General features: G+C 35.2%; 23 protein-coding genes and 5 pseudogenes. 19 read left to right on the forward strand and 9 right to left on the reverse strand.

Annotation, left to right across the window (positions count from 1 at the left end):
* Position 1: 1 nt before the first annotated feature.
* The 3 genes from OPR57_RS03650 to OPR57_RS03660 all read right to left on the reverse strand — a co-directional run bounded on the left by OPR57_RS03650 (position 2) and on the right by OPR57_RS03660 (position 4,392).
* Positions 2 to 1,873 (reverse strand): ankyrin repeat domain-containing protein, encoded by a 1,872-nt coding sequence (locus OPR57_RS03650; protein ID WP_265037431.1) that lies wholly within the window; start codon positions 1,871 to 1,873, stop codon positions 2 to 4.
* Positions 1,851 to 2,870 carry an IS110 family RNA-guided transposase gene (locus OPR57_RS03655; RefSeq protein ID WP_265037507.1) on the reverse strand — a complete coding sequence of 340 codons (1,020 nt, stop codon included), beginning with the start codon at positions 2,868 to 2,870 and terminating at the stop codon, positions 1,851 to 1,853. Before OPR57_RS03655 ends, OPR57_RS03650 begins: the two co-directional genes overlap by 23 nt.
* A gap of 214 nt (positions 2,871 to 3,084) precedes the next feature.
* Positions 3,085 to 4,392 carry a hypothetical protein gene (locus tag OPR57_RS03660; protein ID WP_265037434.1) on the reverse strand — a complete coding sequence of 436 codons (1,308 nt, stop codon included), beginning with the start codon at positions 4,390 to 4,392 and terminating at the stop codon, positions 3,085 to 3,087.
* A 379-nt stretch (positions 4,393 to 4,771) separates the two neighbouring features.
* Between OPR57_RS03660 and OPR57_RS03665 the strand changes: the two are divergent.
* The 11 genes and pseudogenes from OPR57_RS03665 to OPR57_RS07820 all read left to right on the forward strand — a co-directional run.
* A pseudogene (locus OPR57_RS03665) lies at positions 4,772 to 5,332 on the forward strand (exopolysaccharide biosynthesis protein); the annotation flags it as partial.
* Positions 5,333 to 5,434: 102 nt separating this feature from the next.
* Positions 5,435 to 6,631 (forward strand): IS4 family transposase, encoded by a 1,197-nt coding sequence (locus tag OPR57_RS03670; protein ID WP_406831627.1) that lies wholly within the window; start codon positions 5,435 to 5,437, stop codon positions 6,629 to 6,631.
* A 14-nt stretch (positions 6,632 to 6,645) separates the two neighbouring features.
* Positions 6,646 to 7,869 (forward strand): annotated as a pseudogene (locus tag OPR57_RS03675) (phage tail protein); the annotation flags it as partial.
* A 308-nt stretch (positions 7,870 to 8,177) separates the two neighbouring features.
* Positions 8,178 to 9,197: an IS110 family RNA-guided transposase gene (locus OPR57_RS03680; protein ID WP_265037507.1), complete on the forward strand. Its 1,020-nt coding sequence runs from the start codon at positions 8,178 to 8,180 to the stop codon at positions 9,195 to 9,197.
* Positions 9,198 to 9,213: 16 nt separating this feature from the next.
* Positions 9,214 to 10,029: a hypothetical protein gene (locus tag OPR57_RS03685; protein WP_265037436.1), complete on the forward strand. Its 816-nt coding sequence runs from the start codon at positions 9,214 to 9,216 to the stop codon at positions 10,027 to 10,029.
* Positions 10,030 to 10,236: 207 nt separating this feature from the next.
* Positions 10,237 to 11,412, forward strand: coding sequence for a multidrug effflux MFS transporter (locus OPR57_RS03690; protein ID WP_265037437.1), 1,176 nt, complete (start codon positions 10,237 to 10,239; stop codon positions 11,410 to 11,412).
* Between the two features lie 113 nt (positions 11,413 to 11,525).
* On the forward strand, positions 11,526 to 12,266 hold the full coding sequence (locus OPR57_RS03695) for an ankyrin repeat domain-containing protein (RefSeq protein WP_265037438.1): 741 nt from the start codon (positions 11,526 to 11,528) through the stop codon (positions 12,264 to 12,266).
* An 83-nt stretch (positions 12,267 to 12,349) separates the two neighbouring features.
* Positions 12,350 to 13,681, forward strand: a complete 1,332-nt coding sequence (locus OPR57_RS03700) for an IS4 family transposase (protein ID WP_406831642.1) — start codon at positions 12,350 to 12,352, stop codon at positions 13,679 to 13,681.
* Positions 13,682 to 13,720: 39 nt separating this feature from the next.
* Positions 13,721 to 14,311 (forward strand): ankyrin repeat domain-containing protein, encoded by a 591-nt coding sequence (locus OPR57_RS03705; RefSeq protein ID WP_320157506.1) that lies wholly within the window; start codon positions 13,721 to 13,723, stop codon positions 14,309 to 14,311.
* Positions 14,239 to 14,412 (forward strand): annotated as a pseudogene (locus OPR57_RS07815) (ankyrin repeat domain-containing protein); the annotation flags it as partial. The gene OPR57_RS03705 and the pseudogene OPR57_RS07815, both read left to right, overlap by 73 nt.
* Complete coding sequence (locus tag OPR57_RS07820) at positions 14,413 to 15,603, forward strand: ankyrin repeat domain-containing protein (RefSeq protein ID WP_406831656.1); 1,191 nt, start codon at positions 14,413 to 14,415, stop codon at positions 15,601 to 15,603.
* A 55-nt stretch (positions 15,604 to 15,658) separates the two neighbouring features.
* Here the strand turns inward: OPR57_RS07820 and OPR57_RS03715 are convergent, their stop codons facing one another.
* The 3 genes and pseudogenes from OPR57_RS03715 to OPR57_RS03725 all read right to left on the reverse strand — a co-directional run.
* The gene (locus OPR57_RS03715) at positions 15,659 to 15,808 is read right to left on the reverse strand and encodes a hypothetical protein (protein WP_265037440.1); all 150 of its coding nucleotides are present in this window, start codon (positions 15,806 to 15,808) and stop codon (positions 15,659 to 15,661) included.
* 219 nt (positions 15,809 to 16,027) lie between these two features.
* A pseudogene (locus OPR57_RS03720) lies at positions 16,028 to 16,944 on the reverse strand (IS110 family RNA-guided transposase).
* Between the two features lie 219 nt (positions 16,945 to 17,163).
* Positions 17,164 to 17,460 (reverse strand): annotated as a pseudogene (locus tag OPR57_RS03725) (IS66 family transposase); the annotation flags it as partial.
* A gap of 81 nt (positions 17,461 to 17,541) precedes the next feature.
* On the opposite strand from OPR57_RS03725, the gene OPR57_RS03730 reads away from it, so the two are divergent.
* From OPR57_RS03730 to OPR57_RS03740, 3 genes are all read left to right on the forward strand, one after another.
* Positions 17,542 to 17,688 carry a hypothetical protein gene (locus OPR57_RS03730; protein WP_265037441.1) on the forward strand — a complete coding sequence of 49 codons (147 nt, stop codon included), beginning with the start codon at positions 17,542 to 17,544 and terminating at the stop codon, positions 17,686 to 17,688.
* A 239-nt stretch (positions 17,689 to 17,927) separates the two neighbouring features.
* Complete coding sequence (locus OPR57_RS03735) at positions 17,928 to 19,163, forward strand: hypothetical protein (RefSeq protein ID WP_265037442.1); 1,236 nt, start codon at positions 17,928 to 17,930, stop codon at positions 19,161 to 19,163.
* A 262-nt stretch (positions 19,164 to 19,425) separates the two neighbouring features.
* Complete coding sequence (locus OPR57_RS03740; RefSeq protein WP_265037443.1) at positions 19,426 to 20,508, forward strand: efflux RND transporter periplasmic adaptor subunit; 1,083 nt, start codon at positions 19,426 to 19,428, stop codon at positions 20,506 to 20,508.
* A 376-nt stretch (positions 20,509 to 20,884) separates the two neighbouring features.
* On the opposite strand, the gene grxD is transcribed toward OPR57_RS03740, so the two are convergent.
* From grxD to OPR57_RS03755, 3 genes are all read right to left on the reverse strand, one after another.
* Complete coding sequence (gene grxD, locus OPR57_RS03745) at positions 20,885 to 21,208, reverse strand: Grx4 family monothiol glutaredoxin (RefSeq protein ID WP_265037444.1); 324 nt, start codon at positions 21,206 to 21,208, stop codon at positions 20,885 to 20,887.
* Between the two features lie 15 nt (positions 21,209 to 21,223).
* On the reverse strand, positions 21,224 to 21,442 hold the full coding sequence (locus OPR57_RS03750) for a BolA/IbaG family iron-sulfur metabolism protein (RefSeq protein WP_265037446.1): 219 nt from the start codon (positions 21,440 to 21,442) through the stop codon (positions 21,224 to 21,226).
* Positions 21,443 to 21,512: 70 nt separating this feature from the next.
* The gene (locus OPR57_RS03755) at positions 21,513 to 22,835 is read right to left on the reverse strand and encodes a malic enzyme-like NAD(P)-binding protein (protein ID WP_265037449.1); all 1,323 of its coding nucleotides are present in this window, start codon (positions 22,833 to 22,835) and stop codon (positions 21,513 to 21,515) included.
* A gap of 134 nt (positions 22,836 to 22,969) precedes the next feature.
* Between OPR57_RS03755 and pgsA the strand changes: the two genes are divergently transcribed.
* From pgsA to OPR57_RS03780, 5 genes are all read left to right on the forward strand, one after another.
* Positions 22,970 to 23,512, forward strand: coding sequence for a CDP-diacylglycerol--glycerol-3-phosphate 3-phosphatidyltransferase (gene pgsA / locus OPR57_RS03760; protein WP_265037450.1), 543 nt, complete (start codon positions 22,970 to 22,972; stop codon positions 23,510 to 23,512).
* Positions 23,513 to 23,612: 100 nt separating this feature from the next.
* A complete protein-coding gene (locus OPR57_RS03765) occupies positions 23,613 to 23,744 on the forward strand; it encodes a hypothetical protein (protein ID WP_265037453.1) in 132 nt (43 codons plus the stop codon).
* A gap of 61 nt (positions 23,745 to 23,805) precedes the next feature.
* Positions 23,806 to 24,543, forward strand: coding sequence for a hypothetical protein (locus tag OPR57_RS03770; protein WP_265037455.1), 738 nt, complete (start codon positions 23,806 to 23,808; stop codon positions 24,541 to 24,543).
* A gap of 60 nt (positions 24,544 to 24,603) precedes the next feature.
* Positions 24,604 to 25,311 carry an outer membrane protein assembly factor BamD gene (locus tag OPR57_RS03775; protein WP_265037457.1) on the forward strand — a complete coding sequence of 236 codons (708 nt, stop codon included), beginning with the start codon at positions 24,604 to 24,606 and terminating at the stop codon, positions 25,309 to 25,311.
* A gap of 59 nt (positions 25,312 to 25,370) precedes the next feature.
* Complete coding sequence (locus tag OPR57_RS03780) at positions 25,371 to 26,111, forward strand: YebC/PmpR family DNA-binding transcriptional regulator (RefSeq protein ID WP_265037459.1); 741 nt, start codon at positions 25,371 to 25,373, stop codon at positions 26,109 to 26,111.
* Positions 26,112 to 26,323 lie beyond the last annotated feature (212 nt).

A 26,323-nucleotide genomic window follows, 5' to 3' on the forward strand; every position in this document is an offset into this window, starting at 1 on the left:
GTTATGTTTTGTTGAACCACTCAACAATTGAAATGATTGATATTAGTATGTTATTTACTAGAGTAGCGTTTATTTCTGGTACTGCTGTAACGGTATGATTATTACGTTCTCCAGAAGTAAGTAGAGCTGGAGATTCTGTGGAACCCTTAGGAGAATTAAAATCAGTACCTTTTTCTGTGAGGGATTTTACTACATCCACACCGTAAGGTTGAAAATGCTCCATATCTATAGCTGGCTTAAAAGGAGAAGAGATAAACTGAGAAACACCCTTAACAACGTCTACTACATGAGCAAAAGCATTTGTCCAAGAAGATGGCTTACTTGCTCCACTTGCAGCTTGATTATTCTCTATTGCAGAATCAACATTTTCAATACTATGGCTAGCACCTTTTGATTCAAGGTAGATAGATCGTTCTTCCCTATGATGACGAGGGTGATCTCCATGGTGATGACGACGTTTGCGTTGTTCAGGTATTCCTCTTTGTTCAGCAAGTTTTTTCTCTAAATAGTCTACAACTTCTGATGCGTTATTTTCACGTGCCAACTCCAAAGGTGTTTTACCATTTCCTGCTTCAATTTCCATATCAGCACCTCTCTTAACAAGCTCTTCTACTACATAAAAGCGACCCTTGTAAGCAGCCAAGTGCAGAGGGGTATTGCCATCGCTGTTCTTCTCATTAACATTGGCATTGTTGTCTATAAGCTCTTTTACTATATTAAAGAGACCTCTGTAAGCAGCCAAGTGTAGGGGAGTATTGCCATTGTTATCCCTCTCATTAACATCGGCATTGTTATCTATAAGCTCTTTTGCTACACGTAGGTAACCATTTGCAGCAGCCAAGTGTAGGGGAGTATCGCCATTGCTATCCCTCTCATTAACATCGGCATTGTTGTCTATAAGCTCTTTTACTATATTAAAGAGATCTCTGTGAGCAGCCAAGTGTAGGGGAGTACTGCCATTGCTATTCCTCTTATTAACATCGGCATTGTTATCTATAAGCTTTTTTACTACACTTAAGTGACCTTTGAGAACAGCAAAGTGCAGAGGAGTATAGCCTTCTTTGTTCTCAGAATCAATATTAGCCCCTTTCTCTATAAGCTTTTCTATGACACTTAAGTGACCATTGAAAGCAGCCTCGTGCAGAGGAGTAGAGCCTTCTTTGTTCTGAGCATCAATATTAGCCTTTTTCTCTATAAGCTTTTCCACTACACTTAAGTGACCATTGAAAGCAGCTTCGTGCAGAGGAGTAGAGCCTTCTTTGTTCTGAGCATTAACATCAGCCTTTTTCTCTGTAAGCTTTTCTACTACATCTAAGTGACCATTTTTTGCAGCCCAGTGCAGAGGAGTATAGCCTTCTTTGTCCTTAGCATTAATATCAGCCTTTTTCTCTATAAGTTTTTCTACTACACTTAAGTGACCCATGTAAGCAGCAAAGTGCAGAGGAGTATAGTCTTCTTTGTCCTTAGCATTAATATCAGCCCCTTTCTCTATAAGCTTTTCTACTACACTTAAGTGATCATTGTAAGCAGCCAAGTGCAGAGGGGTATAGTCATCATTGTCCTGAGCATCAACCTCAGCCCCTTTCTCCAGTAGAAGATTAACTAATTCTAAATTACCTTTTTCTGCAGCATAACGCAGTAATGTATTACCTGCATTATCTTTGTACTTTACAAAAAAAGCTACTATCTCTGATCTATTGCGGGAATTTGCTAATTCAAAAGGTGTTAATCCATCCTCGTTCTTAGCATTAATACTAGCCCCTTCCTGTACTAGCTTTTTTACCTCTTCATAATTATTGTTGTTAACAGCTAAGTGCAGAAGGGTATTGCCATGATTATCCCTCCTATGATTATTGTCCAGTAGAAATTTCAAATTTTGTGAAATCTTTAAAAACCCAGTCATTTTTAAGAGTATAGAAAATAGTTATAAGAAATTTCCTAGCAGTAGCAGTTATAGCTTTAGCAGAACCACGCTTCTTTTTTATATGTTCATAAAAACTTTTCAAGTAAGGACTGTAACGTACAGCAATCCAAGTACATTGAACTAAAGAAGTACGCGCTATTTTTGACCCTCGTTTGGTAATTCTTCCAATTGTACATTGCTGATTAGATTGAGAAACTCTTGGTACAACTCCAAAATATGCAGTAAGTTTCTCAGGTCTACGGAAATCATTAATGTCTCCAATTGTTGCAATAAAGACAGCTGCAGAAATTGGACCAATTCCCTTTATGCTGATAAGATTGCTGAACCCAGGAAGTTGTTTAGCAAAAGCTATAATTTCCTTTTCAAGTTTTTTAAGGCTTTCTCGGATAGCTTCTAAATGATAGCTAATCACTTCAATTTCAACTTTTTCTAAAGGCTCCCAATTATGCTTTTGAGTAGCACGCTCAAATCCTACTTTAGTTGTAAGTACTTCTTTTTTAATTTTTATTCCATGATAATTAAAAAGACCATGAACTTTATTGATTAAAGATACCCGTGACTTTACTAACTGATCTCTCGTTTGAAGAAGAGAAGCTAACTGCTGGCATTGTTTGTTTTTGCACCTTGCCTCAGGCAACATATCTTTGCTTAGAAAGAAAGCAATAGCTCGCGCATCATGCTTATCTGTTTTGTTCACAGAGCGACGAACAACTTCAAACTGTCCAGGAGCAATTATTACTATGCGTTTAACGTAAGGTGAAACTGCATCATAAAAGAAACAGCTGTTACCTGTTGCTTCTATGGCTACTTCATATGTTTCTTGAAGATCTTTGGTGAAATTATCCAAGTCTTTTAAGCGAAACGTTTGAATATGCTCAGGTTTCCCTTCTTGTAAGTAACAAGCAGTAAAACTATTGGTATGTAAATCAACTCCAATGTGACGCATATTTTTTCCTCCAATTGCATATTTCAATATATCAGAGTAGAATATTGCCGGTTGTTCCAAACTCCTATACGAGGTCATCACATTTTGTGAGCCTCACGATGATTTTCGGTGGCAGGGGCAGTTAATCTCCCCCACGAAGTCTTCTTTCTACTCCCTGGGCAGAAAGTGCTTCAGAAAAACATCCAACCTGCCACCTATCCACTCTGAGAAGTTATTATCTTCTCTTGCTTCCAACCAAGCAATACTTATTCATACCATCTCTTTCTCTTAATTTTACTTTTGCTAAGGAAAAAGAATCTTTTTTACGTATTATGTTTGCATTATAGACTAGTTGACCGTAAGTCCTACCAACAATTTCATCATAATCAAAGCAATAGCTAACATTATAGTCACTTTCACTAGTTGATTTCTGATCATTGCTACTTTCATCGTCATCTTTATTCCATACTTCAATATCGTAATCAGTGTTTTCAAGGTTTTTGTCTTCACTTGTTCGATAATCTTGATTGTTTTCTACTTTTTCGTACAGCCAGGTTGATTTTTGATCATCGCTACTTTCATCGTCATCTTCATTCCATACTCCAATGTCGTAGTTAGTATTTTTAGGTTTTTTATCTTCACCTGTATGATAATCTTCTGCTTCTCTATATAGCCATATTGATTCCTGGTCATCATTATCATTGATACGCCTCATTTCCACTTTTGTTGTAGACTGAGGTCTTACTATTTCTTTTCTTACGTTTTCTTTGTTTAATTCATCTTCAAGAGACACTTCATTACTAATATAGAAGTTTTTCTGTTTTAAACTCTCATTTTCATTCTGCAATGAACTAAATTCTGCAAACAGTTCTTCACGCTCTGATAAATAAACATAGAGCTGGCCTATTACATCATTAAGTTCCTTATCTTTTTCTAATATCTGGTTTTCATAATTACTCTTCAAATCCTCTATACTGTCTACCAGCGCTACACTTTCTTTTCTTAGTCTACTTGAGTTAGATTCAACCAAATTTAACCTTTGCTGTAACTCTTCATTTTTTTTGTCTATCATCTGTATTTCATTCTTCATATCTTCTAATTTGCTGTCCAAGTTCCTTATTATGTCATTTTTATTCTTCACGTCCAATAATACTCTTTCTATTTCTTGTTTTAGCTGTTCAATTTCTTGGCCATTTTTAGTTAATTCTCTTGTTTTTCTTTGTAATTGAGCTTCAAGCTCTTTAATTTTCTTTTCTAGGATCTGATTTTTCTTGCTGAGCTCACTCACTTCTTGATCATACTCTTCCGCTATACCTTTATAGCATTCCAAGAGCTTTTCATTTTTCTTGAGATCAAAGTTTTCTTGTTGCAGCCTTTCTATTTCACCATCTGAATTATCTATTACTTGGTTACCCTCACTACCAATCTCAAATATCTCTTCAGAAGTAATCGTAAAATCTTTAAATACGCAAGGCAAAGTAGTGTCTTCAAGGTTATTACTATCAAATGAGTTATATTGTACTACCTGCCTTGAACTAGGCATACTTATACCTTTCTATTAACAAAAGCACACAATGCATTATATTTACTATATACGCAACTGATTTAAACATAATTTATTTACTAATTCATATTGTGAATTTTTATAAAATAGGTTTATATGCAAAATATTATAATAACGTTAAAGCACGTAGCTAATACCATTATTAGTACAGTATGAAGGGCCTTTTTGCCTATAATTGAAGAGTTTAAGCAAATTCATAATATACCTCATTTATCTTCTAATAACGAAAATTTGTATCGAAACAGATAAGACCATAAGTATGAAATTCAAAGAGGAATGAATCAGTTAAATCAAGAATAGATGTTGTGTTATAGTAGTGATTATGCTAATTATTGGGTCGTTTGGTTAAAAGGTAATTGTGAAAAGGGGTAAGAATTTGACTGAAGATAAAAAATTAGCATCTGATATTCTAAAAGAGGTTGCAGGTACTGGTACTGCTGATAGTGATAAAGTGACATTGTTTGACATTAAAACAGCTTTACAAGAACGTGGTTTTGGTATTTTAATAATCATCTTCTCCTTGCCGCTATCGGTGCCTATACCGGTTCCACCTGGTTATACAACTATTCTTTCTATACCTTTAATCTTGTTTTCATTACAACTTCTGCTTGGGTTTCATTCTCCCTGGATGCCACGTTGGTTGGAAAGGAAATCCTTTAAACGTTCAACATTAGCCCTTGTGGTTAAAAAAACTTTACCTGCATTAAAAAAAATAGAAAAGTTCATGAAACCGAGAATGTCTTTTATCTTCTGTGGGCCAGGTGAAAAGATTTTGGCATTTATAATGCTGGTTTGCGTATTGGTGATAGCCAATCCGTTTCCGTTGACTCACTTCATTCCAGCAATCGGTACAACTCTTATTTCACTTGGTATTATGAATAAAGACGGGCTTGTCTCGATACTTGGAGTGTTGGTATCCTCATACGCGTCAAGTTAAGGAAAAGTGTAAGTAAAATTGATAGAGTGAAGGAAAAGAATAAGGTATAAGTTCTTCTTGGATATGTGAATGAGAGAACTTACAATGGACAGAATAGCTTGCTTATCAAAAGACCTCAATGAATTCTTTAATGAAAAAGCAGACGAAATATCAATTGCAGTAGGTTTTATAAAAAGAAAGAGAAAACTTAATGGCTCATCATTCATAAAAGCTATGGTTTTTGGTAACATAGGAGTTGGTGATTGCAGCATAGAAACAATGTGCCAATTGCTAAATGAAGACTCGATAGAAATTACAAAACAGGGTTTGGATTATATTAGCCTGCCCAGTAGCATGGAAGATATGTACAAAGGATATGGGAGTAGCTATAGAGATTGTGAGAGTAATACCAAATCAGGAATAAAGCTGCAGTTAGTCTTTGATTACCTGAACCAAGCGCTAGATAAGTTAAATTTAATAGAAGGAATAAGGTCGGATCAAGGTTATAGGGATTATCTGAACGGTTTATCAGCCAATGATTTGCTAATATTTGATTTGTGCTACTTTGTGCCTAGTTCTTTTAAACAGATTGATGAAGCAGGTGCATATTTTGTTAGTCGTTATAAGTCTGATACCAATATATATGATATAGAAACAAATCAAAAAATAGAGTTGTTGGAATGTTTAGAAGGTCAATCCCTTCTAGAGATGGAAGTGCTATTAGGAAAAGAAGTAAAAATTAAAGTGAGAATTATATGTCAAAAATTAACTGAAGAACAGTCTATAATTAGAAGAAGAAGGGCTAATAAGTTAGCAAAATCACATGGATATACATCTTCTCAAAAGAATCAAAAATTGCTGGATTGGTCGATATTCATAACTAACGTTCCAGAGAGTAAAATCAGCGCTGAACAAGTATTAACAGTTTACAGGGTAAGATGGCAGATTGAATTATTATTTAAATTGTATAAGAGTCACATCAGGCTTGACGAACTTAAAGGAAAACCATACAGAGTATTATGTGAACTATACGCTAAATTGTGCGCAATTCTTATATTTCATGGAATAGTTGGTTGTATAAAACTGAAAGAGAATACAGAGCTGAGTTTAACAAAGGCATTCATTGAATTAAAAAGAAGGATTAGGGAGTTGTTTTTAGCGTTAAGCAGTAAAATTAATAATTTGAGAATTTTCCTGAAAAAACTTACCACAGACTGGTCACAATTTTCTGTGAAAGATAGATATAGAAAAACTAGAGTATCCACCTTAAGTTCATTGAATTTTCTTACCCTTGCTTCTTAACTTGACGCGTATGCGATCAGCAACCCGTACGTTCAATTATTAAAATGCTGCAAAGTTGCTATTTTTTTGATGTGGTTGAACAGGACTCTAAACTGAAATTTGTCCAAAAGGGCAGGGGAGTTACAACTGTAATGCCAATTGGTGAAACGGTTTTCAGTAACAATTCAAAACTTGCTAATATCAGTCAATTAGATTTAAACAATAAAGTTAACATCGTTTACTTTAACCGCAATTTTGGCTATCCAATTGATGTTAAATACGCTGAGTTGCCAAAGCAAGGCGCTGCTATAACAGTTGAAATACCGCTCATTATGGAGGAGGGAGAGGCGCAAAATATCGCTGAGGTTTTACTTTATTCTTCGTGGCAAGAGAGAAATATATACAATTTCAAGCTACCGATAAAATATGCATGGCTTGCTCCAAGTGATGTAATGACGATTTTAGACGGTGAGAAAAAGCATACGGTGAGAATTATAAAAACAAAATTTGAAAGTATGTCCATTCAAGTGATTGGCGTTGGTTATGATCACTCTATATATAAGCTCTCTTTTCCTTCAACAAGGTCACTTATGCTGAAGGAATACCCTCCTTCTCACATCAGCAAAACCATCATAGAAATGATAGATTTACCGCATGTTAAAGGTAATAGCGCAAGCTTTACTTTAATTAGCGAGGAAAAGAATTGGAAGGGAGCAACACTCTTTATTTCGGGTGACGATAAGGATTATAAGCCTATTACAAGCACAAACAAGCAGTCTACTTACGGATATGTAATGGAATCTACCGACGAGGGGCTTATAGTAGTGTTACGTTTTGGTGTATTGAGTTCTTCATATAACCATTATTTAAGTGGGAAACTAGCAATTTATCATGGTGTCATTCCAGCGCTTGACCATATTTCTCCTGGATCCCAGTGTCTGGGCACTGGGATGACAGAAGAGGGTTTTACAAGCACTAACGTTAGTACTATAAATGTAAGCAATTTAGCACTGGTTGGAAAAGAGGTAATAAAATTCCAGAGTGCTGAACTTATAGATAAAAATAAATATAAGCTTAGCAACCTAATTAGAGGGCAAGAAGGCACTAAAGAGACTGCAGGTGAAAAATTTACTCTGCTTGATGATTCAGTAATATCTTTCGAAGTGCAAAGGGGAAAAAAGTTTTACCTAAAAGCAGTGACTTATGGTGACTCGCTGGAAAATACGGAAGTGAAAGTGATAAATTCATTTAGTAATTGAAATTTAATAAAGTAAGTGCTAGAATTAATATACAGGTATTAATGGTAGAGATGGTATGAATAAGTATTGCTTGGTTGGAAGCAAGAGAAGATAATAACTTCTCAGAGTGGATAGGTGGCAGGTTGGATGTTTTTCTGAAGCACTTTCTGCCCAGGGAGTAGAAAAAAGACTTCGTGGGGGAGATTAACTGCTCCTGCCACCGAAAATCATCGTGAGGCTCACAAAATGTGATGACCTCGTATAGGAGTTTGGAACAACCGGCAATATTCTACTCTGATATATTGAAATATGCAATTGGAGGAAAAAATATGCGTCACATTGGAGTTGATTTACATACCAATAGTTTTACTGCTTGTTACTTACAAGAAGGGAAACCTGAGCATATTCAAACGTTTCGCTTAAAAGACTTGGATAATTTCACCAAAGATCTTCAAGAAACATATGAAGTAGCCATAGAAGCAACAGGTAACAGCTGTTTCTTTTATGATGCAGTTTCACCTTACGTTAAACGCATAGTAATAATTGCTCCTGGACAGTTTGAAGTTGTTCGTCGCTCTGTGAACAAAACAGATAAGCATGATGCGCGAGCTATTGCTTTCTTTCTAAGCAAAGATATGTTGCCTGAGGCAAGGTGCAAAAACAAACAATGCCAGCAGTTAGCTTCTCTTCTTCAAACGAGAGATCAGTTAGTAAAGTCACGGGTATCTTTAATCAATAAAGTTCATGGTCTTTTTAATTATCATGGAATAAAAATTAAAAAAGAAGTACTTACAACTAAAGTAGGATTTGAGCGTGCTACTCAAAAGCATAATTGGGAGCCTTTAGAAAAAGTTGAAATTGAAGTGATTAGCTATCATTTAGAAGCTATCCGAGAAAGCCTTAAAAAACTTGAAAAGGAAATTATAGCTTTTGCTAAACAACTTCCTGGGTTCAGCAATCTTATCAGCATAAAGGGAATTGGTCCAATTTCTGCAGCTGTCTTTATTGCAACAATTGGAGACATTAATGATTTCCGTAGACCTGAGAAACTTACTGCATATTTTGGAGTTGTACCAAGAGTTTCTCAATCTAATCAGCAATGTACAATTGGAAGAATTACCAAACGAGGGTCAAAAATAGCGCGTACTTCTTTAGTTCAATGTACTTGGATTGCTGTACGTTACAGTCCTTACTTGAAAAGTTTTTATGAACATATAAAAAAGAAGCGTGGTTCTGCTAAAGCTATAACTGCTACTGCTAGGAAATTTCTTATAACTATTTTCTATACTCTTAAAAATGACTGGGTTTTTAAAGATTTCACAAAATTTGAAATTTCTACTGGACAATAATCATAGGAGATATAACATGTCAAAGGAAATGGTCAATGCGTTGAAAGCTGAAGTGAAGAAGCTCAAATATGCTGATTTCAAAGCTAACACTTGGGACGAAGTAATTTCTGGTGAGGGAACATATAAGGATCTTAATAGAACACACGACCTTGCTATTAACGGACAAAAAATAACTAACGAATTTATTAACAATCTGTATTCAAAACATAAAAATCTAATTCTACGGGATGAAAACGGAAAAGGGAATTATCGTCCATTTCTCAGACAAATTTTTACAGAAATGTTTAAACAGGTTGGTGCAACAATTCCCAATAACTCTATTATTGAGGAGTTAATAAATAACTATTATCAGGGCGGATATACTCATTTTCTTCCTAATGATATGAGTCAAGCTCTTGGATCTTTTCATTTGTTAACGCAAAGCAGCTGTATGACAAGAGAGTATATTATGGATTGTCGTGAACCCAATTGTATAAAGCTTAGTTTTAGCATGAAATATACAAAAATGCTTAACTATGATGATCGTACATATATCGAAACACCAGGTTTTTGCAGTTCAGCGGAGTTTAAACTGAAATGTGAAGATAAAAATGTAACATATGAAGATGGTAAAGTACTTCTTACCATTCCTAAAGAGCTGAAAAACTACAAAGTAAGTGGTAAGAATTTGTTTGATATTATTGTTGAATATTTTCAAAAAATTTGCGAAAAATTAGGTTTTAAATTTGAGACTAAAATAGAACATAGCCTTGGTGAACCACTAAAGGTAATGAGTGAGGCAAATGTATCTTCTGTTGAAGACTTAAAGCTTAAAGTGAGTAATCAAGGGTAAGATATTGAAATTCGTGCTTTTAACTTAAGATCCCAGTGTTACGCACTGGGATGACAAAGGAGGGCAGTGTCCGCTACTCGAATGACATCGTTTACTATGTAACATTGTACTTATACTAATGAAAAAAATACATTATAATTAAGTATATTTAATCCAATAAATCATTAAGTGAAAACAGCTTTTTTGCAAAATATCATCTCTCTTATTATGATATTGTCTGTAGCAATTGTCGATATGGCAACTGACCTATACTCAGTTGCACTACCAAGCATTGCCAATTATTTTAAAGTAGAAGGCAGTGTAGTACAGCTTACAATTAGCTTAAATCTAGTTGGATTTGCGGTATCTGGATTAATTTATGGTCCATTATCAGACCACTATGGTAGGCGTCCAATGATGTTGATTGGTATGACAATTTTTACTTTGGCAAGTGTCATGTGTTGTATAGCCGACAGTATTGCGCTCTTGATACTAATTCGCTTCATACAAGGAACAGGGGCTGGTGTTGCAGGTGTTGTTGGGTATGCAGCAATAAGGGATATGTACTCGGGTAGTGAATACTCGAGAGTAATTTCAAAATTAAATATGGTTGTGGCACTCTCACCTGGAATAGCTCCAGTGGTGGGCAGTTATATAATTTCACATGGTTATCATTGGAAATTTTTGTTTTTTATTATGTCACTTGCAGCAATTGCTATGCTTATTTTTATCTACTTTAAGTTACAAGAAACACTCACTGTGAATAAAAATACAACTAATGTGATTGTTAATATCCTTAAGCAATATATATCAATATTTAGAAATTATCGTTTCCTTGGGTTTTCAGCCATTCATGGATTAACTTTCATGTGGCTTTGGGCATACATTGCTAACTACCCGTTCATATTTGAATCGATGGGCATTGAAGTACAGTATTTTGGCTACCTCATATCGATCATAGTCATATTCTACATAATTGGAACTTTAATTAATAGAAGGTATGTGCCGAAAATAGGGGTGAGCAAAATGCTAATAATAGGTTTGGTGTTACCGATAATATCCGATAGTTTATTGGTATATTTTTATTTCGCGGACAAGTTGAACATATTCATTCTTCAAGTTGCCTGGATTCCAGCTAATATCGGACTTGCATTAGTAATCAGCAATAACGTAACTTCTGCTTTAGAAACGATCAAAGGTATAGGGCTTGGTAGTGCAGTTCTCTCATTCTGCAATATGATGTTTGGGGCTATTGGAATATATATAGTAGGAAAATTTTTTCGCTATGGTATTTTACCAAATTTACTATTAACAATAGCATGTTCTACAATTGCAATTCTTATGTACAGCCGGCTCAAATGTACTGAAAAACACGGGCATTATTTACGTGATCCAGGAACATAGAGCTCATGGGTTATTAATGACTTTATCATGATAATATAATTTTACAGGGGGTGAGAGCTCATAGATTATTAACGGCTTTATCATAACAATATAGTTTTACAAAGAGGTGTAGGATGAGTAGTTCACAAAGTATAGATGATTTGTTTCAGGCTGCTAAAAGAGGTGATATTGATGCAGTAAACCGTCTAATAAGTGAAGGAGCAGATGTTAATGCAACAGGTTTGTGGCAAAAGACTCCTCTACATTGGGCTGCTGAAAAGGGCCATAAAGAGATAGTAGAAGTCCTACTGAAAGTAGAAGGGATCAATGTTAATGCAACAGATCAAATTGGACAGGCTCCTCTATATTGGGCTGCTGAAAATAACCATAAAGAGGTAGTAGAAGCTCTACTAAAAGTAGAAGGGATCAATGTTAATGCAACAAATTGGTTGCAAAAGATTCTTTTACATTGGGCTGCTGAAAATGGCCATAAGCAGGTGGTGCAAGCTCTATTGGATAAAGGGGCAAATGTTAATGCAACAGATTCGTCGCAAAAGACTCCTTTACATTTAGCTGCTGAAAAGGGCCATAAAGAGGTAGTGGAAGCCCTACTGCAAGTAAATGGGATCAATGTTAATGTAACAGATTCGTCGCAAAAGACTCCTCTACATTTGGCTGTTGAAGGGGGCCATAAAGAGGTAGTAGAAGCCCTACTGCAAGTAAATGGAATCAATGTTAATGCAACGGATTCGTTGCAAAGGACTCCTCTACATTCGGCTGCTGAAAGGGGCCATAAAGAGGTAGTAGAAGCTCTATTGGATAAAGGGGCAAATGTTAATGCAGAGGGTAGTAATAAACCATACGCGTCAAGTTAAGGAAAAGTGTAAGTAAAATTGATAGAGTGAAGGAAAAGAATAAGGTATAAGTTCTCTTGGATATGTGAATGAGAGAACTTACAATGGACAGAATAGCTTGCTTATCAAAAGACCTCAATGAATTCTTTAATGAAAAAGCAGACGAAATATCAATTGCAGTAGGTTTTATAAAAAGAAAGAGAAAACTTAATGGCTCATCATTCATAAAAGCTATGGTTTTTGGTAACATAGGAGTTGGTGATTGCAGCATAGAAACAATGTGCCAATTGCTAAATGAAGACTCGATAGAAATTACAAAACAGGGTTTGGATTTTAGATTTACTGAAGAAGCAGTGGAATTTATGAAAAGAATGTATAATGAATCTTTAGTTTTATTTAAAAACAGCTTACAGGTTGATTGCAGAATTTTGAAGCAATTTAGAAGCATTAAGCTATTGGATAGTAGCTATATTAGCCTGCCCAGTAGCATGGAAGATATGTACAAAGGATATGGGAGTAGCTATAGAGATTGTGAGAGTAATACCAAATCAGGAATAAAGCTGCAGTTAGTCTTTGATTACCTGAACCAAGCGCTAGATAAGTTAAATTTAATAGAAGGAATAAGGTCGGATCAAGGTTATAGGGATTATCTGAACGGTTTATCAGCCAATGATTTGCTAATATTTGATTTGTGCTACTTTGTGCCTAGTTCTTTTAAACAGATTGATGAAGCAGGTGCATATTTTGTTAGTCGTTATAAGTCTGATACCAATATATATGATATAGAAACAAATCAAAAAATAGAGTTGTTGGAATGTTTAGAAGGTCAATCCCTTCTAGAGATGGAAGTGCTATTAGGAAAAGAAGTAAAAATTAAAGTGAGAATTATATGTCAAAAATTAACTGAAGAACAGTCTATAATTAGAAGAAGAAGGGCTAATAAGTTAGCAAAATCACATGGATATACATCTTCTCAAAAGAATCAAAAATTGCTGGATTGGTCGATATTCATAACTAACGTTCCAGAGAGTAAAATCAGCGCTGAACAAGTATTAACAGTTTACAGGGTAAGATGGCAGATTGAATTATTATTTAAATTGTATAAGAGTCACATCAGGCTTGACGAACTTAAAGGAAAACCATACAGAGTATTATGTGAACTATACGCTAAATTGTGCGCAATTCTTATATTTCATGGAATAGTTGGTTGTATAAAACTGAAAGAGAATACAGAGCTGAGTTTAACAAAGGCATTCATTGAATTAAAAAGAAGGATTAGGGAGTTGTTTTTAGCGTTAAGCAGTAAAATTAATAATTTGAGAATTTTCCTGAAAAAACTTACCACAGACTGGTCACAATTTTCTGTGAAAGATAGATATAGAAAAACTAGAGTATCCACCTTAAGTTCATTGAATTTTCTTACCCTTGCTTCTTAACTTGACGCGTATGGTAGTAATAAACAGACTCCTCTACACTTGGCTGCTACACATGGCCATAAAGGGATAGTAGAAGCTCTATTGGACAAAGGGGCAAATGTTAATGCAGTAGATAAAGGTAGAAAGACTCCTTTCGATTTAACTACTAACGAAGAAATAAAAACTCTATTGCAAAACACAGATAAATTACTTGAGGCTGCTAAAAGTGGTGATATTAGTGAAGTAAAGCGTCTAATAAGTGAAGGAGCAAACGTTAACGCAGTTGAAGATTTGTATACTCCTTTATATTGGGCTGCTAAAAATGGTCATTTTAATATAGTAGAAGTTCTATTAGATAATGGAGCATATGTTGATGGTGTCAATTATTCTATGGAACGTGATGTGTTGACTCTATTACAAAAAAAAGAAGCTGAATATTGCAAGAGCTCTTTACATCTGGCTGCTAGGCTTGGCAAGTTGGAAGCAGTAAAAGATCTATTAGAGAGAGGAGTAGATGTTAATGTACAAAATGATAAAAAGAGACTCCTTTACACTTCGCTGCTGAAAATGGCCATAAGCAGGTGGTGCAAGCTCTATTGGACAAAGGGACAAATGTTAATGCAGAAGATGAAGAGGGAAACACTACCTTAGATTTAACTACTAACGAAGAAATAAAAACTCTATTACAAAGTACAGCTCAATTACTTAAGGCTGCTGCTGAAAAGGGTCATGAGGAGGAGGTACAAGCTCTATTGGAGAAAGGAGCAAATGTTAATGCAACAGATCAAAATGGAAAGACTCCTTTACATTTGGCTGCTCGAAATAACAACAAAGAGGTAGTAGAAGCCCTACTGCAAGTAAATGGGATCAATATTAATGCACAAGATAGAGATAACATGACTCCTTTACATTGGGCTGCTGTAAAGGGCCATAAAGAGGTAGTAGAAGTCCTATTGCAAAAAGATGGAATCGATGTTAATTTAGCAGATGAGAATAAAGATGCTCCTTTACATTCTGTTCTTAAAAAGGACAACATAGATATAAATGTATTGAACGCTCTACTGGGAGCAAAAAAAATCAATGTTAACGCACAAGATGGAGATAACAGGACTCCTTTGCATTTAGCTGTTAAAAAGGACAACATAGATATAGATGTATTGAACGCTCTACTGGGAGCAGAAGGAATCGATGTTAATAAAAAAGATAAACTTACAGAATGGACTCCTTTACATTGGGCCGTTGAAAAGGGCCATAAAGAGGTAGTAGAAGCCCTATTGGAAAAAGATGGAATCGATGTTAATATAGAAGGTAAATATGGAAAAAAGACTCCTCTACATTTAGCTGCTCAATATAACGAAAAAAAAGAGATAGTAGAAATGCTATTAGATAAAGGGGCAGGGGTTGATGTAGTAGATAGCCGCGGCAGGACTCCTTTACATTGGGCTGCTCAAAATAACAACAAAGAAATAGTAGACGCCCTAATAAAAGCAAAGGCAACCGTTGATATAAAAGATGAAGATGAAAATACTCCCTTAAAATTAACTACTAACGAAGAAATAAAAGCTCTATTTAAAAAAGCCGCAAAAGAACTTGACGATGCTAATCCAGTGGATGAATCATCGACAGATAATGAAGGAGATCCAGAGGAAGATGCTGGTACACCACAGGGGACTACCAGTGCAGGACAAGGAACTGATATAAAAGCTGAAGGTGTAGAGCCTGTTGCTCCCACAGAACCTGCACAAACAGAAGAACAGCCGAGCTCTTTTTTTGGTAGTTTGTTTAGTATACTTATGAAGCCTTTTTCATTAATTGCATCATTTTTTGGTGGTTTTTTTTCATGGTTGTTTGGGTCTGATGAGCCAACACAATCATCATCTGAATCAGACCAATCAGTTGTATTAGAATCACCAAGTAGTTTAGAAGGCAATGACATAATATAGCCAGAGGTTTACTAGATTCCAGCGTCACGCGCTGGAATGACATGGTGGTATGTATTCAAGTAGCTGACACTGGTTCCTTTATGACGGCAGTGCCCAGAGGTGTCATCCCAGTGCCCAGACACTGGGATCCAGGAAACTTAACTCTACACCAAGTGAATGTACAATAAGAACTAGATTCCAGACTGGAATGACAAGTTCTCGGCAACCCCTACGTCATATCAACTATGTTTTTTAAAAATTTTTTATTTGTGCAATTGCAACTTCATATGGGCAATAAAAACCCGTTTGTCATAGAAATAGAATTTATATCAAACAGCTACTACAACAATTCCTGCTTAAACCAATGAATATGTGAATAAGTACTTTAAGTCTGTGTTTATTCACAATATTCATTAACTCATTTCAGTTACTGCTATGTAAATTTTTAAATATTCACATTGACTGCTTCTTTAAGTCTTGCATTTGCAATTACTATGATTTTTCGCATTAGAGCCGTTATAGCTACCATTTTCTTTTTACCTCTACCAATGAGATCAGAGTAAAAAGCACCAAGTGCAGATTTAGATCTTGCAGCGGCCATGGAAGCTGTAAAAAGCTTTTTACGGACACTACTTCTACCACCTATAATCCTTCGATAACCAGCAGTTTTACCACTTTCCCTAGGATGAGGTGCAACTCCGGCAAGACTTGCTACTTCTCTTCTGTTTAAGTAACCAAGCTCTGGCATTAAACACAGAAAATCTTGTGATAACTTTGCCAGGAACTGTTTTAAGGATTTTTTGACGTTGTTGTAATTCATGGCTTTCGTCAATAATCTTTTGTATAGTATTATTGAGTTCGTTTATTTGACTATCGAAAAACTCGATGGTCTTTTGACAGCTTTCTTTTATATGCCGGTGCTTCCAGTCTACATTTTTCCTGAACTCTCATTTGCGTAACGACGTTGGCAAAGTGCAACCAAGGTTGATTGCTTTTCAAAAGTAGGGAGAGAGAGAGTTCTATGGCGCATATTGAGCAAGAGCCCTTGCATCTGATTTATCGGACTTTGCTAAAGTTCCGTGTGACAAGATGAAGCTTTTTACTTTACGAGTATTAGCTCGATGCACGGCAATATTTTTGTCAATAAGAAAATGTGATAAGCCAATTTCCTGTATTTTCTAAAGTTACTAAAGAATTAGGTAGAATGTCTGAAAACTTTTTAAACAATTGTTGCCAACCAGAAGCATTATTGTCAAATTCGACAGCATTTTTCTGTTCGTGAATTGCAACAACATTTTTAAATTTTCCGATGTCAATGCCAATAAAATTTTGATAGCATGATAACCTCGATAGTTTATTGATTTAAGATTGTAAACGGGTGCATATCACACAACTATTCAAACGTATCGAGGGATGGGGCTAGTGTACCTTGATATGAACGGTTGTTGCCGCGTCGGTCGCACACGCCCGCTATTCCTATAGTGAGTAGAGTTATCTTCCCTCTTGTTTCTTTTATAACATATTTTTAACTTACAACCGCCGCGGTATCTCATCCGCTAACAAGCAGCGGTATCCGTTCAGCTAAGTGGTGTGAGAGACGATAGATAAGAGGTTTTGGAAAAGATTGAGACCCATTTGTTTCCATGTTAAGTATAACGAAATTATCCGTTTAAGGAATGCATTTCCCCGCTTCGATTGGGTAAAATATGAATTTTTGCGATAAACGACATAATGCCGTATCTGCTGTTCAGCATGGTTGTTTGTCAGCGGAATGTTTTCTGGGTCATATAAAAAATTCCACATTATTCTTTCAGATTTCAAAATATTTTTTGCAACTCGAGAAGCTCCAATTGCTTCAGGTAAACGTGATATGTTTTTAGCACTCCTTGTCTACTTTTTATTTTACCGCTCCGCTGAACGGATACTAAAGAAATAGGAAGCTAAATATGGAATGGGTAAATGATAACAGTGCTGCAAGAAAGGATTGTAGCAGAAAACGCTAATCTCAAGGAAGAAATAAAAGTGCTGATCACAGAAAATGATAGCCTGAAAGCAAAAATAGTTGAATTAGAAGACAAATTGCGCCATTTCGAAAAATCCTTTTAAATTGTAACTATATGCTGCTGGCACATTAACCTCCTTATTCCCATATTCCTTTTTTACACTATTTAGATTATTATGGGAAGAGGTATAGATCTAGCTTTAGCGTTTGTGATTAACACAAGCAAGATTCACGTTTTTTTAATATTTATATATAGCTTGTCTAATTATTAATATACTAAGGAGGGGTTGATTTTTTGTTAAAGTGATATAAAATAATAGTTAGTGTAGTTAGTGAAGTAAAAATGCTAGTATCAAAAGAGCGTAAGGACTATTTACTAAAAAAGTTTAAATATGCTGCCAAAGAATTTGGCAAATCTGGTACAAAGTTCAATCATAAAACAGTACCAAAAGAACAGCAACTCTTTATTGATTTAGGTAACAAAAAAGTTTTTGGTATTATAAGAAGAATTTTATACTGGATAGAAAGTAAATTTACATATTTTTTTTCACGCTATAATTTTTTTTCAGAAGTTGGAGTTGAAGGAAGAAAAATCCCTGGAACTAATACAAGGGTTAAGTATTTTACTTTAGGTGAACAGACTGATCAAACAAGATCTGCTAATGAAGAAAATGGGGAACTAAAATTATACGACTCAAAAGGCAAACTATATGATACAACTGATAAAATTAGTAAGGACAAAAAAGGTTGTGTAGCTTATGTGATCACGCTTGATGGAAACTTAGTAACTCATGAACATATTAATGTTAATGAAAGCGAATGGGCTTATCGTCATTCAACTCTTGCAGGTGGTAGGCCAGTTTTATGTTCTGGTTTAATAAAAGTGGTAAATGGTAAGATAATTTATATAGACAATAATAGTGGGCATTATAAACCAGAATCAGCAAACTTATACAATGCAGTGAAAAAGTTAGAAGGTCTATTTTCGAAAGATGCAAAAGTTGTTTGCCTACCATATTGGATGAGCTTGCAAAAACAAATTCCGTTTATACGCAAAATTATCCCAGCCAAACAAGAGCCTGTAGAGAAATTCTTGAAAAGGATGGAGAAAAAAGGAAAAGATGGATTGACTCAATATGAAAGACATTTTAAAAGGGTAAAAGAATATAATGAAAAATACTCAGATAAATTAGAAAGCCAGTCGGTTTATGCTAAAGTAGTTGCTCATAATTATAAATCAGTGCCTATTTCAGACTGCAGTCCTCAAACAATAAAAATTGCAACAGAACACTCAATAAGAAGAATTATTGGAGCAAATTATGGCCATAAACCAAAAATTGATATTAAATATAATGAAAAAGAAGCTGTGGGTGTTAATGTAATTTTTCACTATAAAGATGATCGCAGCAAATTTATTGAAGTTTTAGACTCACATAGATGTAGCTATTTACCACGTATTCAAGAAAATAAATATATAATTACGATGAGCATAGGACAGGCTAATGAATTTATAAAGGACACTTTACAAATTGAAATAGACAGTGTTGAACAATTGGGTATCCGTTTAGTGGAGCGTTAAAACTCTATTTAAATATATACTAATATACTGAGTTTTGTTACAATAACTTTATATTCTTATTTCCATAATATCATTTGATGGAAATTTTCAGTCTTATGCACAACTTTATTTGCAATTTTACATTTTTATTCGATTCAAAATTGCATTTTTGCAATAAAAAACTTACTTATTGTAGGAAAATCTTGTGTTTGTTCTCATATAAAATTATTTATGGAGTGACAATGGTGCATGTATTATACTTACATTTCTGATTCGAAAATTTATGCAGTTGTTTCTAACAAGATTGGTCAACAAATTCTATTGTTTAAAGATGAGAAATAAAGTAATCATCATTTCCAGTATTGCTTTTATTCTACTGTTTTTTATCAGCAGTGCATTTTTAAAAAAAGATCAGGCGGTTCATAGTGATAATGCAACTAGTAGCTTTTCAGTAAAAACTCAAGAATGTGCGCCGCAAAACCGCACTATATATTTAAATTTTTCTGGTACAGTAAATCCCTTACATAGAGCTAGCCTTGTCTCAAAAATAAGTGGTAAGATTATTGCTATTTATTTACCTGATGGTGAAAAGGTAAAAAGAGATGATGTAGTGTTAAAGATAGAAGATTATGACAGGATTGAGCAAGCTCAGAAAGCCAAAGCTTTATTAAAGCAGCGTGAAATTGAGTATGATTCCTCTCACAAACTGAATAAAAAAGGCTATGGAGCACAAATACAAGTAGAAGTAGCTTTTACTGCGTTACAAAGTGCAAAAGCTGACCTAAAAAGGCTAGAATTGGATTTAGAAAATACTGCAGTCACATCTCCTATAGATGGTTATATTGATAAAATCAATGCAAACGAAGGGGATTTTGTTAATGCTGGGCAAAAAATAGCTGACGTGGTTAATTTCGATCAAATTCTTGTAGTGTTATACGTTTCGGAAAATGAAGTAAATAAAATAGAGCTAGGCAGCACAGCTCAAATTAATTTGCTGGACGGAAAAGAATTGGCAGGTGAAGTAAGTTTTATTAGTAAAATTGCTGAGCCTAAAACTGGGTCTTATAGGGTAGAGGTAAAGGTAACTAATAATAAAATGATATCCTTGCAGGGAATAACTGCCAACGTAAGGCTACCTTCAGGCGAAAGATTTGCATATAAAGTTCCTTCTTCAGCCCTGAGCTTAAGTGACGAAGGTGCTCTTGGAATAAAGATTATTGATGATAATAATTATGTAATATTTGCACCAATAGAAATTGTTGATCATGAGAGCGATGGGGTTTGGATAGTAGCAAATAACGAAGGTAAACCCATAAAGTTAATAGTATTGGGCCACCTATTTGTTAAGCCTGGTGATAAGGTTTAAGACATAAGATCCTTTTTCATAGTATACTACGTTATACCAATCCTAGCGTCTGGGCACTGGTTTCTTGGCACTTATTCCGCGTATCCGTTCAGGATAGCGGCAAGGTAGTATAACCATAGAGTAAAAGTGAGTTTACAACAAATGGTGTCATCCCAGTGCTTGACGCTGGGATCCAGGAATTTTATTAAGTTGGTAAGCATAAAAGTAGCCGTTTTATGTTAAAATACAACGTTTTGATGATTATGAAAAAGCTGGATTCCAGTGTCAAGAACTGGAATGACATCGTTTACTATGTGCCATATTGCAATGTTCGTACAGCTGTGTGTCACGCACTTTGCTTCAATATTTGCACATTAGCCACTCCTCTGGACAGATACTATTCCGCAATAATTTTTTTTTCCTTCAATAAACTTTGCAGTTCGCCTTTTTCGTACATCTCGCGAGTGATGTCGCAACCACCAATAAACTCTTCCTTTATATATAATTGTGGAATTGTTGGCCAATCAGAAAACTTTTTTATAGATTCACGTATTTCATCATTCTCCAACACGTTAATATACTTAAACTTCACGTTCAATTTTTTTAGGATTGACACGACGAGTCCAGAGAATCCGCATTGAGGAAAATCAGAAGTGCCTTTCATATACAATACCACATCATTTTCTGCTATATCTTTTTTTATTTGTTCAAAATTGCTCATAAATTCACCTTATTTTTAAGTATTAGTTTCCAGTTGCAAGGCGTGTATAGACTGACCTTCCAGAGCTTTATATACCATTTTATGCTGTTCTATTCTTGTCTTTCCAAGAAAGCGCTTGGAGTTTATTTTTAAATGATAATGGTCATCATCTCCAGCAAGATCATGAATCTTTATATCAGCGTCGGGGAACGATTGTTTGATTATTTTCTCTAATTCATAAATTGCAATAGCCATTGATTTACTTTAAACTACAATACTTTTATTATAAATCTAAAACGACTGGATGCAATTGAATTATTAGTTACTAATATCGTGAAGACAGTAAATTCAGCATGTTAAGTGCACTAGCAAGGCGAGATTTTAATTGATTTTCATATTTACTCCAATCTTGTACTGCCTTTCTTGCAACACCTGAATCAACTGCGGCTTTTGCAACAGCAGGAGATACTATAGAAATTAACCTTGGGTCAAATGGAGTAGGTATTATATATTCACGTCCGTAGCTCATTTTACGACCGCCATAGACTGCAGATATCTCACCTGGTACTGGCTCACGGGCAAGCTTTGCTATTGCATCTGCAGCTGCAATTTTCATTTCATCATTTATTGTTGTTGCATGTACATCAAGCGCCCCTCTAAATATATAAGGAAAACCCATTACGTTGTTGACTTGGTTGTTGTAATCTGACCTACCAGTTGCGATTATTGCATCTGGCCTCACAGATTTTGCAAACTCAGGCCTTACTTCTGGATCGGGGTTGGCGAGAGCGAAAATAATCGGGTCTTTGCCCATACTCTTTAACATCTCTTCATTTAACACATCTTTTGCAGATAGCCCGATGAATACATCAGCGCCTTTTATTGTATCAAGTAGAGAACGTTCGGAAGTATCAATTGCATACTTTTCCTTCCACTCATTCATATCCTCGTTTCTACCTTTGTATATTACTCCTTGCTTATCACACAGCACTATATTTTTAGCGCCCATGGACTTTAGTATTTCTAAACATGCAATACCGGCTGCTCCAGCACCATTCATAATGATCTTAACGTCCTCTAATTTCTTTTCAACAATATCAAGAGCATTTTCTATGCCAGCTGCAACAACCACCGCAGTTCCATGCTGGTCATCATGGAACACTGGAATATCCATCAGTTCATTCAGGCGTTTCTCTATTATAAAACAATCGGGAGATCTTATATCTTCTAAATTTATCCCCCCCCAACTTGGTCCAAGATATCTTACTGCATTGATGAAATCTTCTATATTTTCTGTACCAACTTCTATATCAACTGCATCAATATCAGCAAAACGCTTAAATAAAACAGCTTTGCCTTCCATGACAGGTTTTGCAGCAAGAGGACCGATATTACCAAGTCCAAGCACTGCAGTGCCATTTGAAATGACAGCAACACAGTTGCTTTTTGCTGTATAATCATAAACAACCTCAGGATTTTTAGCTATTTCAAGGCACGGAGCTGCAACGCCAGGGGAATAAGCAAGTGACAAATCATACTGGGTAGATAAAGGTTTTGTTGGCATGATTGAAATTTTACCAGGGTTACCACCTCTACTGTGATACTTAAGCGCTTCTTGTTTTGTGGTACTATCTAAATCATCGTTCATCATTACATCCTTATATTTTAAGCTTGTATTTTTTAAGTATATGGAGTTTTTATGAATGTTCAATTGTAAACTATTAGCTTGTGAACTCTGTTGTACTTCTGTATAAGTTTACCTATTACGTAAGATGATATTACATGCTTAAGAAAAACGTGCCTAATTTGCTTACAATTTCTCGTGCACTTGCAATACCAGCAATAATATTAAGTTTTTACATAGAAAATAAATATGCAGGCCTGATAACAATATCAATCTTTGTGTTTGCGTGCATTACGGATTTTTTTGATGGTTACCTGGCGCGTGCGTGGAAAGTCCAATCAAAGTTTGGCAAGCTATTTGATCCGATTGCTGATAAATTAATAGTGGTTTCAACGATAATTATGCTAATTTATAAGCAAAAGATAAATGATTTTACAATAGTACCGTCGATTATCATCATCTGTCGGGAGATATTAGTTTCAGGTTTACGGGAGTTTCTGATAGCTACAAATGTTAGTCTACCTGTAAGCAAAGCTGGAAAAATTAAAACATTTCTACAGATGGTTGCTGTAGTAGCGCTAATAATGAACGATTATTATATGACTCAATATACAGGTGCGATTTGTTTATGGGTTGCAGCTATTATAACTGTGTGGTCAGGCTATAATTATATCCTAGCCGGCATCAAACAGATTGATTAAATCTTCTAGGAAATAGTTAATAGACAAGAGTAGTTAATACTTTCATAATATTGACTGAATAGTTAAAATCCTGTATAATATATTAGTTAATAGGGTTTATATGACTGATAACTTTAAGACTACGTTTTCTCCTGAAGAGTTTTTTTGGGATTTTTGGCCAACAGTTGATGAAGAAGTCAAAAAAGAAAGGCTAGAACAAGAGTTATTAGCACTAAAAAAAGAAGAAGCTTGAACAAGAGCTATTAACACTAAAAAAAAGAGAGCTATATAGACAATGTGCATCATTGGTAACAATGGTCCCATTTGCATTATTTATGGCTATTGAACTGGAAAAAATATGTAGCGATCAGGTATTACTTGGCGTGATAAGTGGCGCGCTAAGCCACACTATATTACCTTTCATGGTCCTATCTCTTATTTGTACGCTATATTTAATTTACAATAATAGGAAAATAGCACAAAAAGAACGAGAGTTGGAGAATATTGAAAATGGAGAGGAAGTAAAGGAAAAAGAGCACAATATTTCTGATATAGGTCAGTGTTTGATCTATATTGAGGCTATAACAACTGCACTGGCTATTGTAGGTATGATAATGGGTGAAACATCTTCACTTGAAGCAGCAGAGGATGCAATTTTATTTCTTGCCAATGCAATTGCTTTTCTTGCAACTCTTGCTTCTTATATTGGTGAGCATGAAAAAAATAAGAAAAAGGAAACAGAAAAATCTAATCTTGATGAGAAGTCTAGCAAGAAAACTAGCAATATGTCTGTAGCCGGATTGGCGCTTGCTGGTTCTTCTATATTTTTAATAAGAAGGATAATGTTAATGACATTAGCATCATCCTTAAATCCTGCTGTTGGGCCTACTTTAGGCTTGATAGGTATTGCACTTTTTATGGTTATACAGATATTAACTATATATTCCTATAGCAAGACGCTGAAAGATCCAAAAGTGGAAGGACGAGGTGAATCAAGAAATGCAGGTAGTTCTGACCGTAGTTATAAAGAAGAAGGGCCGGCTATTGCCTAAGAAATTTATTTATTTAAGTAATACTTAGGTCTATACTTTATTTTGGTCGAAAAAAATCTTATGTATAAGACTTTAATCATGTGCTTTATTTTTCTGATTTGCTCCTTTACACAATCGTATGCGAATGATCTTGAAAAAACTGAAACTGAACTATATGAAGAAGCAGTTGAACTTTTTGACCAGAAAAAATATAAACAAGCTATTAGGGCATTTCAAAAGATAGAGGATTTGTATCCTTTCTCTTATTGGGCAAGGAAAGCAAAATTATTATCTGGTGTGTCTCATTATAATATGGGTAACTATAGCAGTGCTGCAAGTAATATGGATGATTATATATATGTTTATCCAAATGGTGAAGATTTACCATATGTATACTACTTAAGAGTATTATTTTATTACATGCAAATTAATAAAGTGCAACTTGGACAGCAAACTGCATATAAAACTTTAGAGCTGGCTACAGAGTACATTAACCTTTTCCCAGACAGCAAATATATAGATGAAATCAAGGAAAAAGCAAAATTAATCACAGAACATATATCAACAAAAGAGTATTCTATCGGTAAATTTTACCTGAAGCGTGGTGAATATTTAGCAGCAATTAAGCGTTTCCAGAATATAGCAAGCTATAAGGATTCTAAATATTTTTCTAAGTCTATTAACTATTTAATAGCAGCCCATTCAGCTCTTGGCCTTGACTTAGAAGCTGAGCAGTATGAAAGTATGTTATTAGCAGAAAGCCTGCAAGATGCCAAGCCGGAGGCTTGAAAATTTGCTTTAGCTTTTTCTATGCTTTGATATATAATTAGGTTTTTAACTATTTGAATATGGCTGGTCATTCACAATTTTCAAATATAAAACATCGGAAAGGCGCTCAGGATGCAAAGCGCTCTCAAAAATTTACGAAGTTGATTAGAGAAATAACAGTTGCTGCAAAGCAAGGGCTACCCGATCCCGAACTCAACCCGCGCCTTCGCTCTGCTATATTTGCTGCACGCAAGGAAAATCTACCAAAAGATAAAATAGAAACAGCAATAAAAAATGCAACTGGTAACGTTGCTGGAGAAAATTACGAAGAAATACAATATGAAGGTCATGGGCCTTCTGGCACTGCACTCATTGTCCATGCCTTGACTAATAACCGCAATCGAACTGCTTCTGAGGTACGTTATATCTTTTCTCGTAAAGGTGGAAATTTAGGAGAAACAGGAAGTGTTAGTTACCTTTTCGATCATGTAGGCTTAATCGTCTATAAAGCAGAGGGTGTGAATTTTGACGATTTATTCAGTCATGGAATCGAATTAGAAGTATTGAATGTTGAGGAAAATGACAAAGAAGGATTACACGTTATAACTTGTGAAATAAAAGATTTTGGTAAAGTACGCGATGCCTTTTATGCAAAATTCGGAGAACCAGAACTTGCTCGTCTTTCATGGCAGCCAAAAGATCTGATTGAAATTAGCGATAAAGAGTTGATTGATAAATTATCTGCATTGGTTGAAGAGCTGGAAGATAATGATGATGTACAGTATGTGGAAGGTAATTTTACTTTTGTTGATGCTGTTTAAATGATGAAGCTGATTATATTTATACTGCTCTTTATCTTACCGTTATATACCGCTGAAACATCAACAGATTTTGCAGTGCTGTTCCAGTGTGTAGGGTGTCATCCCAGTGCCCAGACACTGGGATCCAGAAAAATTCAAGCACACTATGCAGCATTGTCAGTCAAAGAGCTGGATTCCAGTGTCAAGCACTGGAATGACACCACCCGCAAATT

Source organism: Wolbachia endosymbiont (group A) of Anomoia purmunda (assembly GCF_947251545.1).
GTDB lineage: Bacteria > Pseudomonadota > Alphaproteobacteria > Rickettsiales > Anaplasmataceae > Wolbachia.

Bases quoted from the DNA above. Each gene is read 5' to 3' on its own strand.
- OPR57_RS03690 (WP_265037437.1), top strand. From the start codon at position 10,237: ATGATATTGTCTGTAGCAATTGTCGATATGGCAACTGACCTATACTCA.
- grxD (WP_265037444.1), bottom strand. From the start codon at position 21,208: ATGAGCAATTTTGAACAAATAAAAAAAGATATAGCAGAAAATGATGTG.
- OPR57_RS03780 (WP_265037459.1), top strand. From the start codon at position 25,371: ATGGCTGGTCATTCACAATTTTCAAATATAAAACATCGGAAAGGCGCT.
- OPR57_RS03750 (WP_265037446.1), bottom strand. From the start codon at position 21,442: ATGGCTATTGCAATTTATGAATTAGAGAAAATAATCAAACAATCGTTC.
- OPR57_RS03755 (WP_265037449.1), bottom strand. From the start codon at position 22,835: ATGAACGATGATTTAGATAGTACCACAAAACAAGAAGCGCTTAAGTAT.
- OPR57_RS03765 (WP_265037453.1), top strand. From the start codon at position 23,613: ATGACTGATAACTTTAAGACTACGTTTTCTCCTGAAGAGTTTTTTTGG.
- OPR57_RS03770 (WP_265037455.1), top strand. From the start codon at position 23,806: ATGGTCCCATTTGCATTATTTATGGCTATTGAACTGGAAAAAATATGT.
- OPR57_RS03695 (WP_265037438.1), top strand. From the start codon at position 11,526: ATGAGTAGTTCACAAAGTATAGATGATTTGTTTCAGGCTGCTAAAAGA.
- OPR57_RS03740 (WP_265037443.1), top strand. From the start codon at position 19,426: ATGCAGTTGTTTCTAACAAGATTGGTCAACAAATTCTATTGTTTAAAG.
- OPR57_RS03685 (WP_265037436.1), top strand. From the start codon at position 9,214: ATGTCAAAGGAAATGGTCAATGCGTTGAAAGCTGAAGTGAAGAAGCTC.
- OPR57_RS03670 (WP_406831627.1), top strand. From the start codon at position 5,435: ATGGACAGAATAGCTTGCTTATCAAAAGACCTCAATGAATTCTTTAAT.
- OPR57_RS03680 (WP_265037507.1), top strand. From the start codon at position 8,178: ATGCGTCACATTGGAGTTGATTTACATACCAATAGTTTTACTGCTTGT.
- OPR57_RS03700 (WP_406831642.1), top strand. From the start codon at position 12,350: ATGGACAGAATAGCTTGCTTATCAAAAGACCTCAATGAATTCTTTAAT.
- OPR57_RS03775 (WP_265037457.1), top strand. From the start codon at position 24,604: ATGTATAAGACTTTAATCATGTGCTTTATTTTTCTGATTTGCTCCTTT.
- OPR57_RS03655 (WP_265037507.1), bottom strand. From the start codon at position 2,870: ATGCGTCACATTGGAGTTGATTTACATACCAATAGTTTTACTGCTTGT.
- pgsA (WP_265037450.1), top strand. From the start codon at position 22,970: ATGCTTAAGAAAAACGTGCCTAATTTGCTTACAATTTCTCGTGCACTT.
- OPR57_RS03730 (WP_265037441.1), top strand. From the start codon at position 17,542: ATGATAACAGTGCTGCAAGAAAGGATTGTAGCAGAAAACGCTAATCTC.
- OPR57_RS03660 (WP_265037434.1), bottom strand. From the start codon at position 4,392: ATGCCTAGTTCAAGGCAGGTAGTACAATATAACTCATTTGATAGTAAT.
- OPR57_RS03735 (WP_265037442.1), top strand. From the start codon at position 17,928: ATGCTAGTATCAAAAGAGCGTAAGGACTATTTACTAAAAAAGTTTAAA.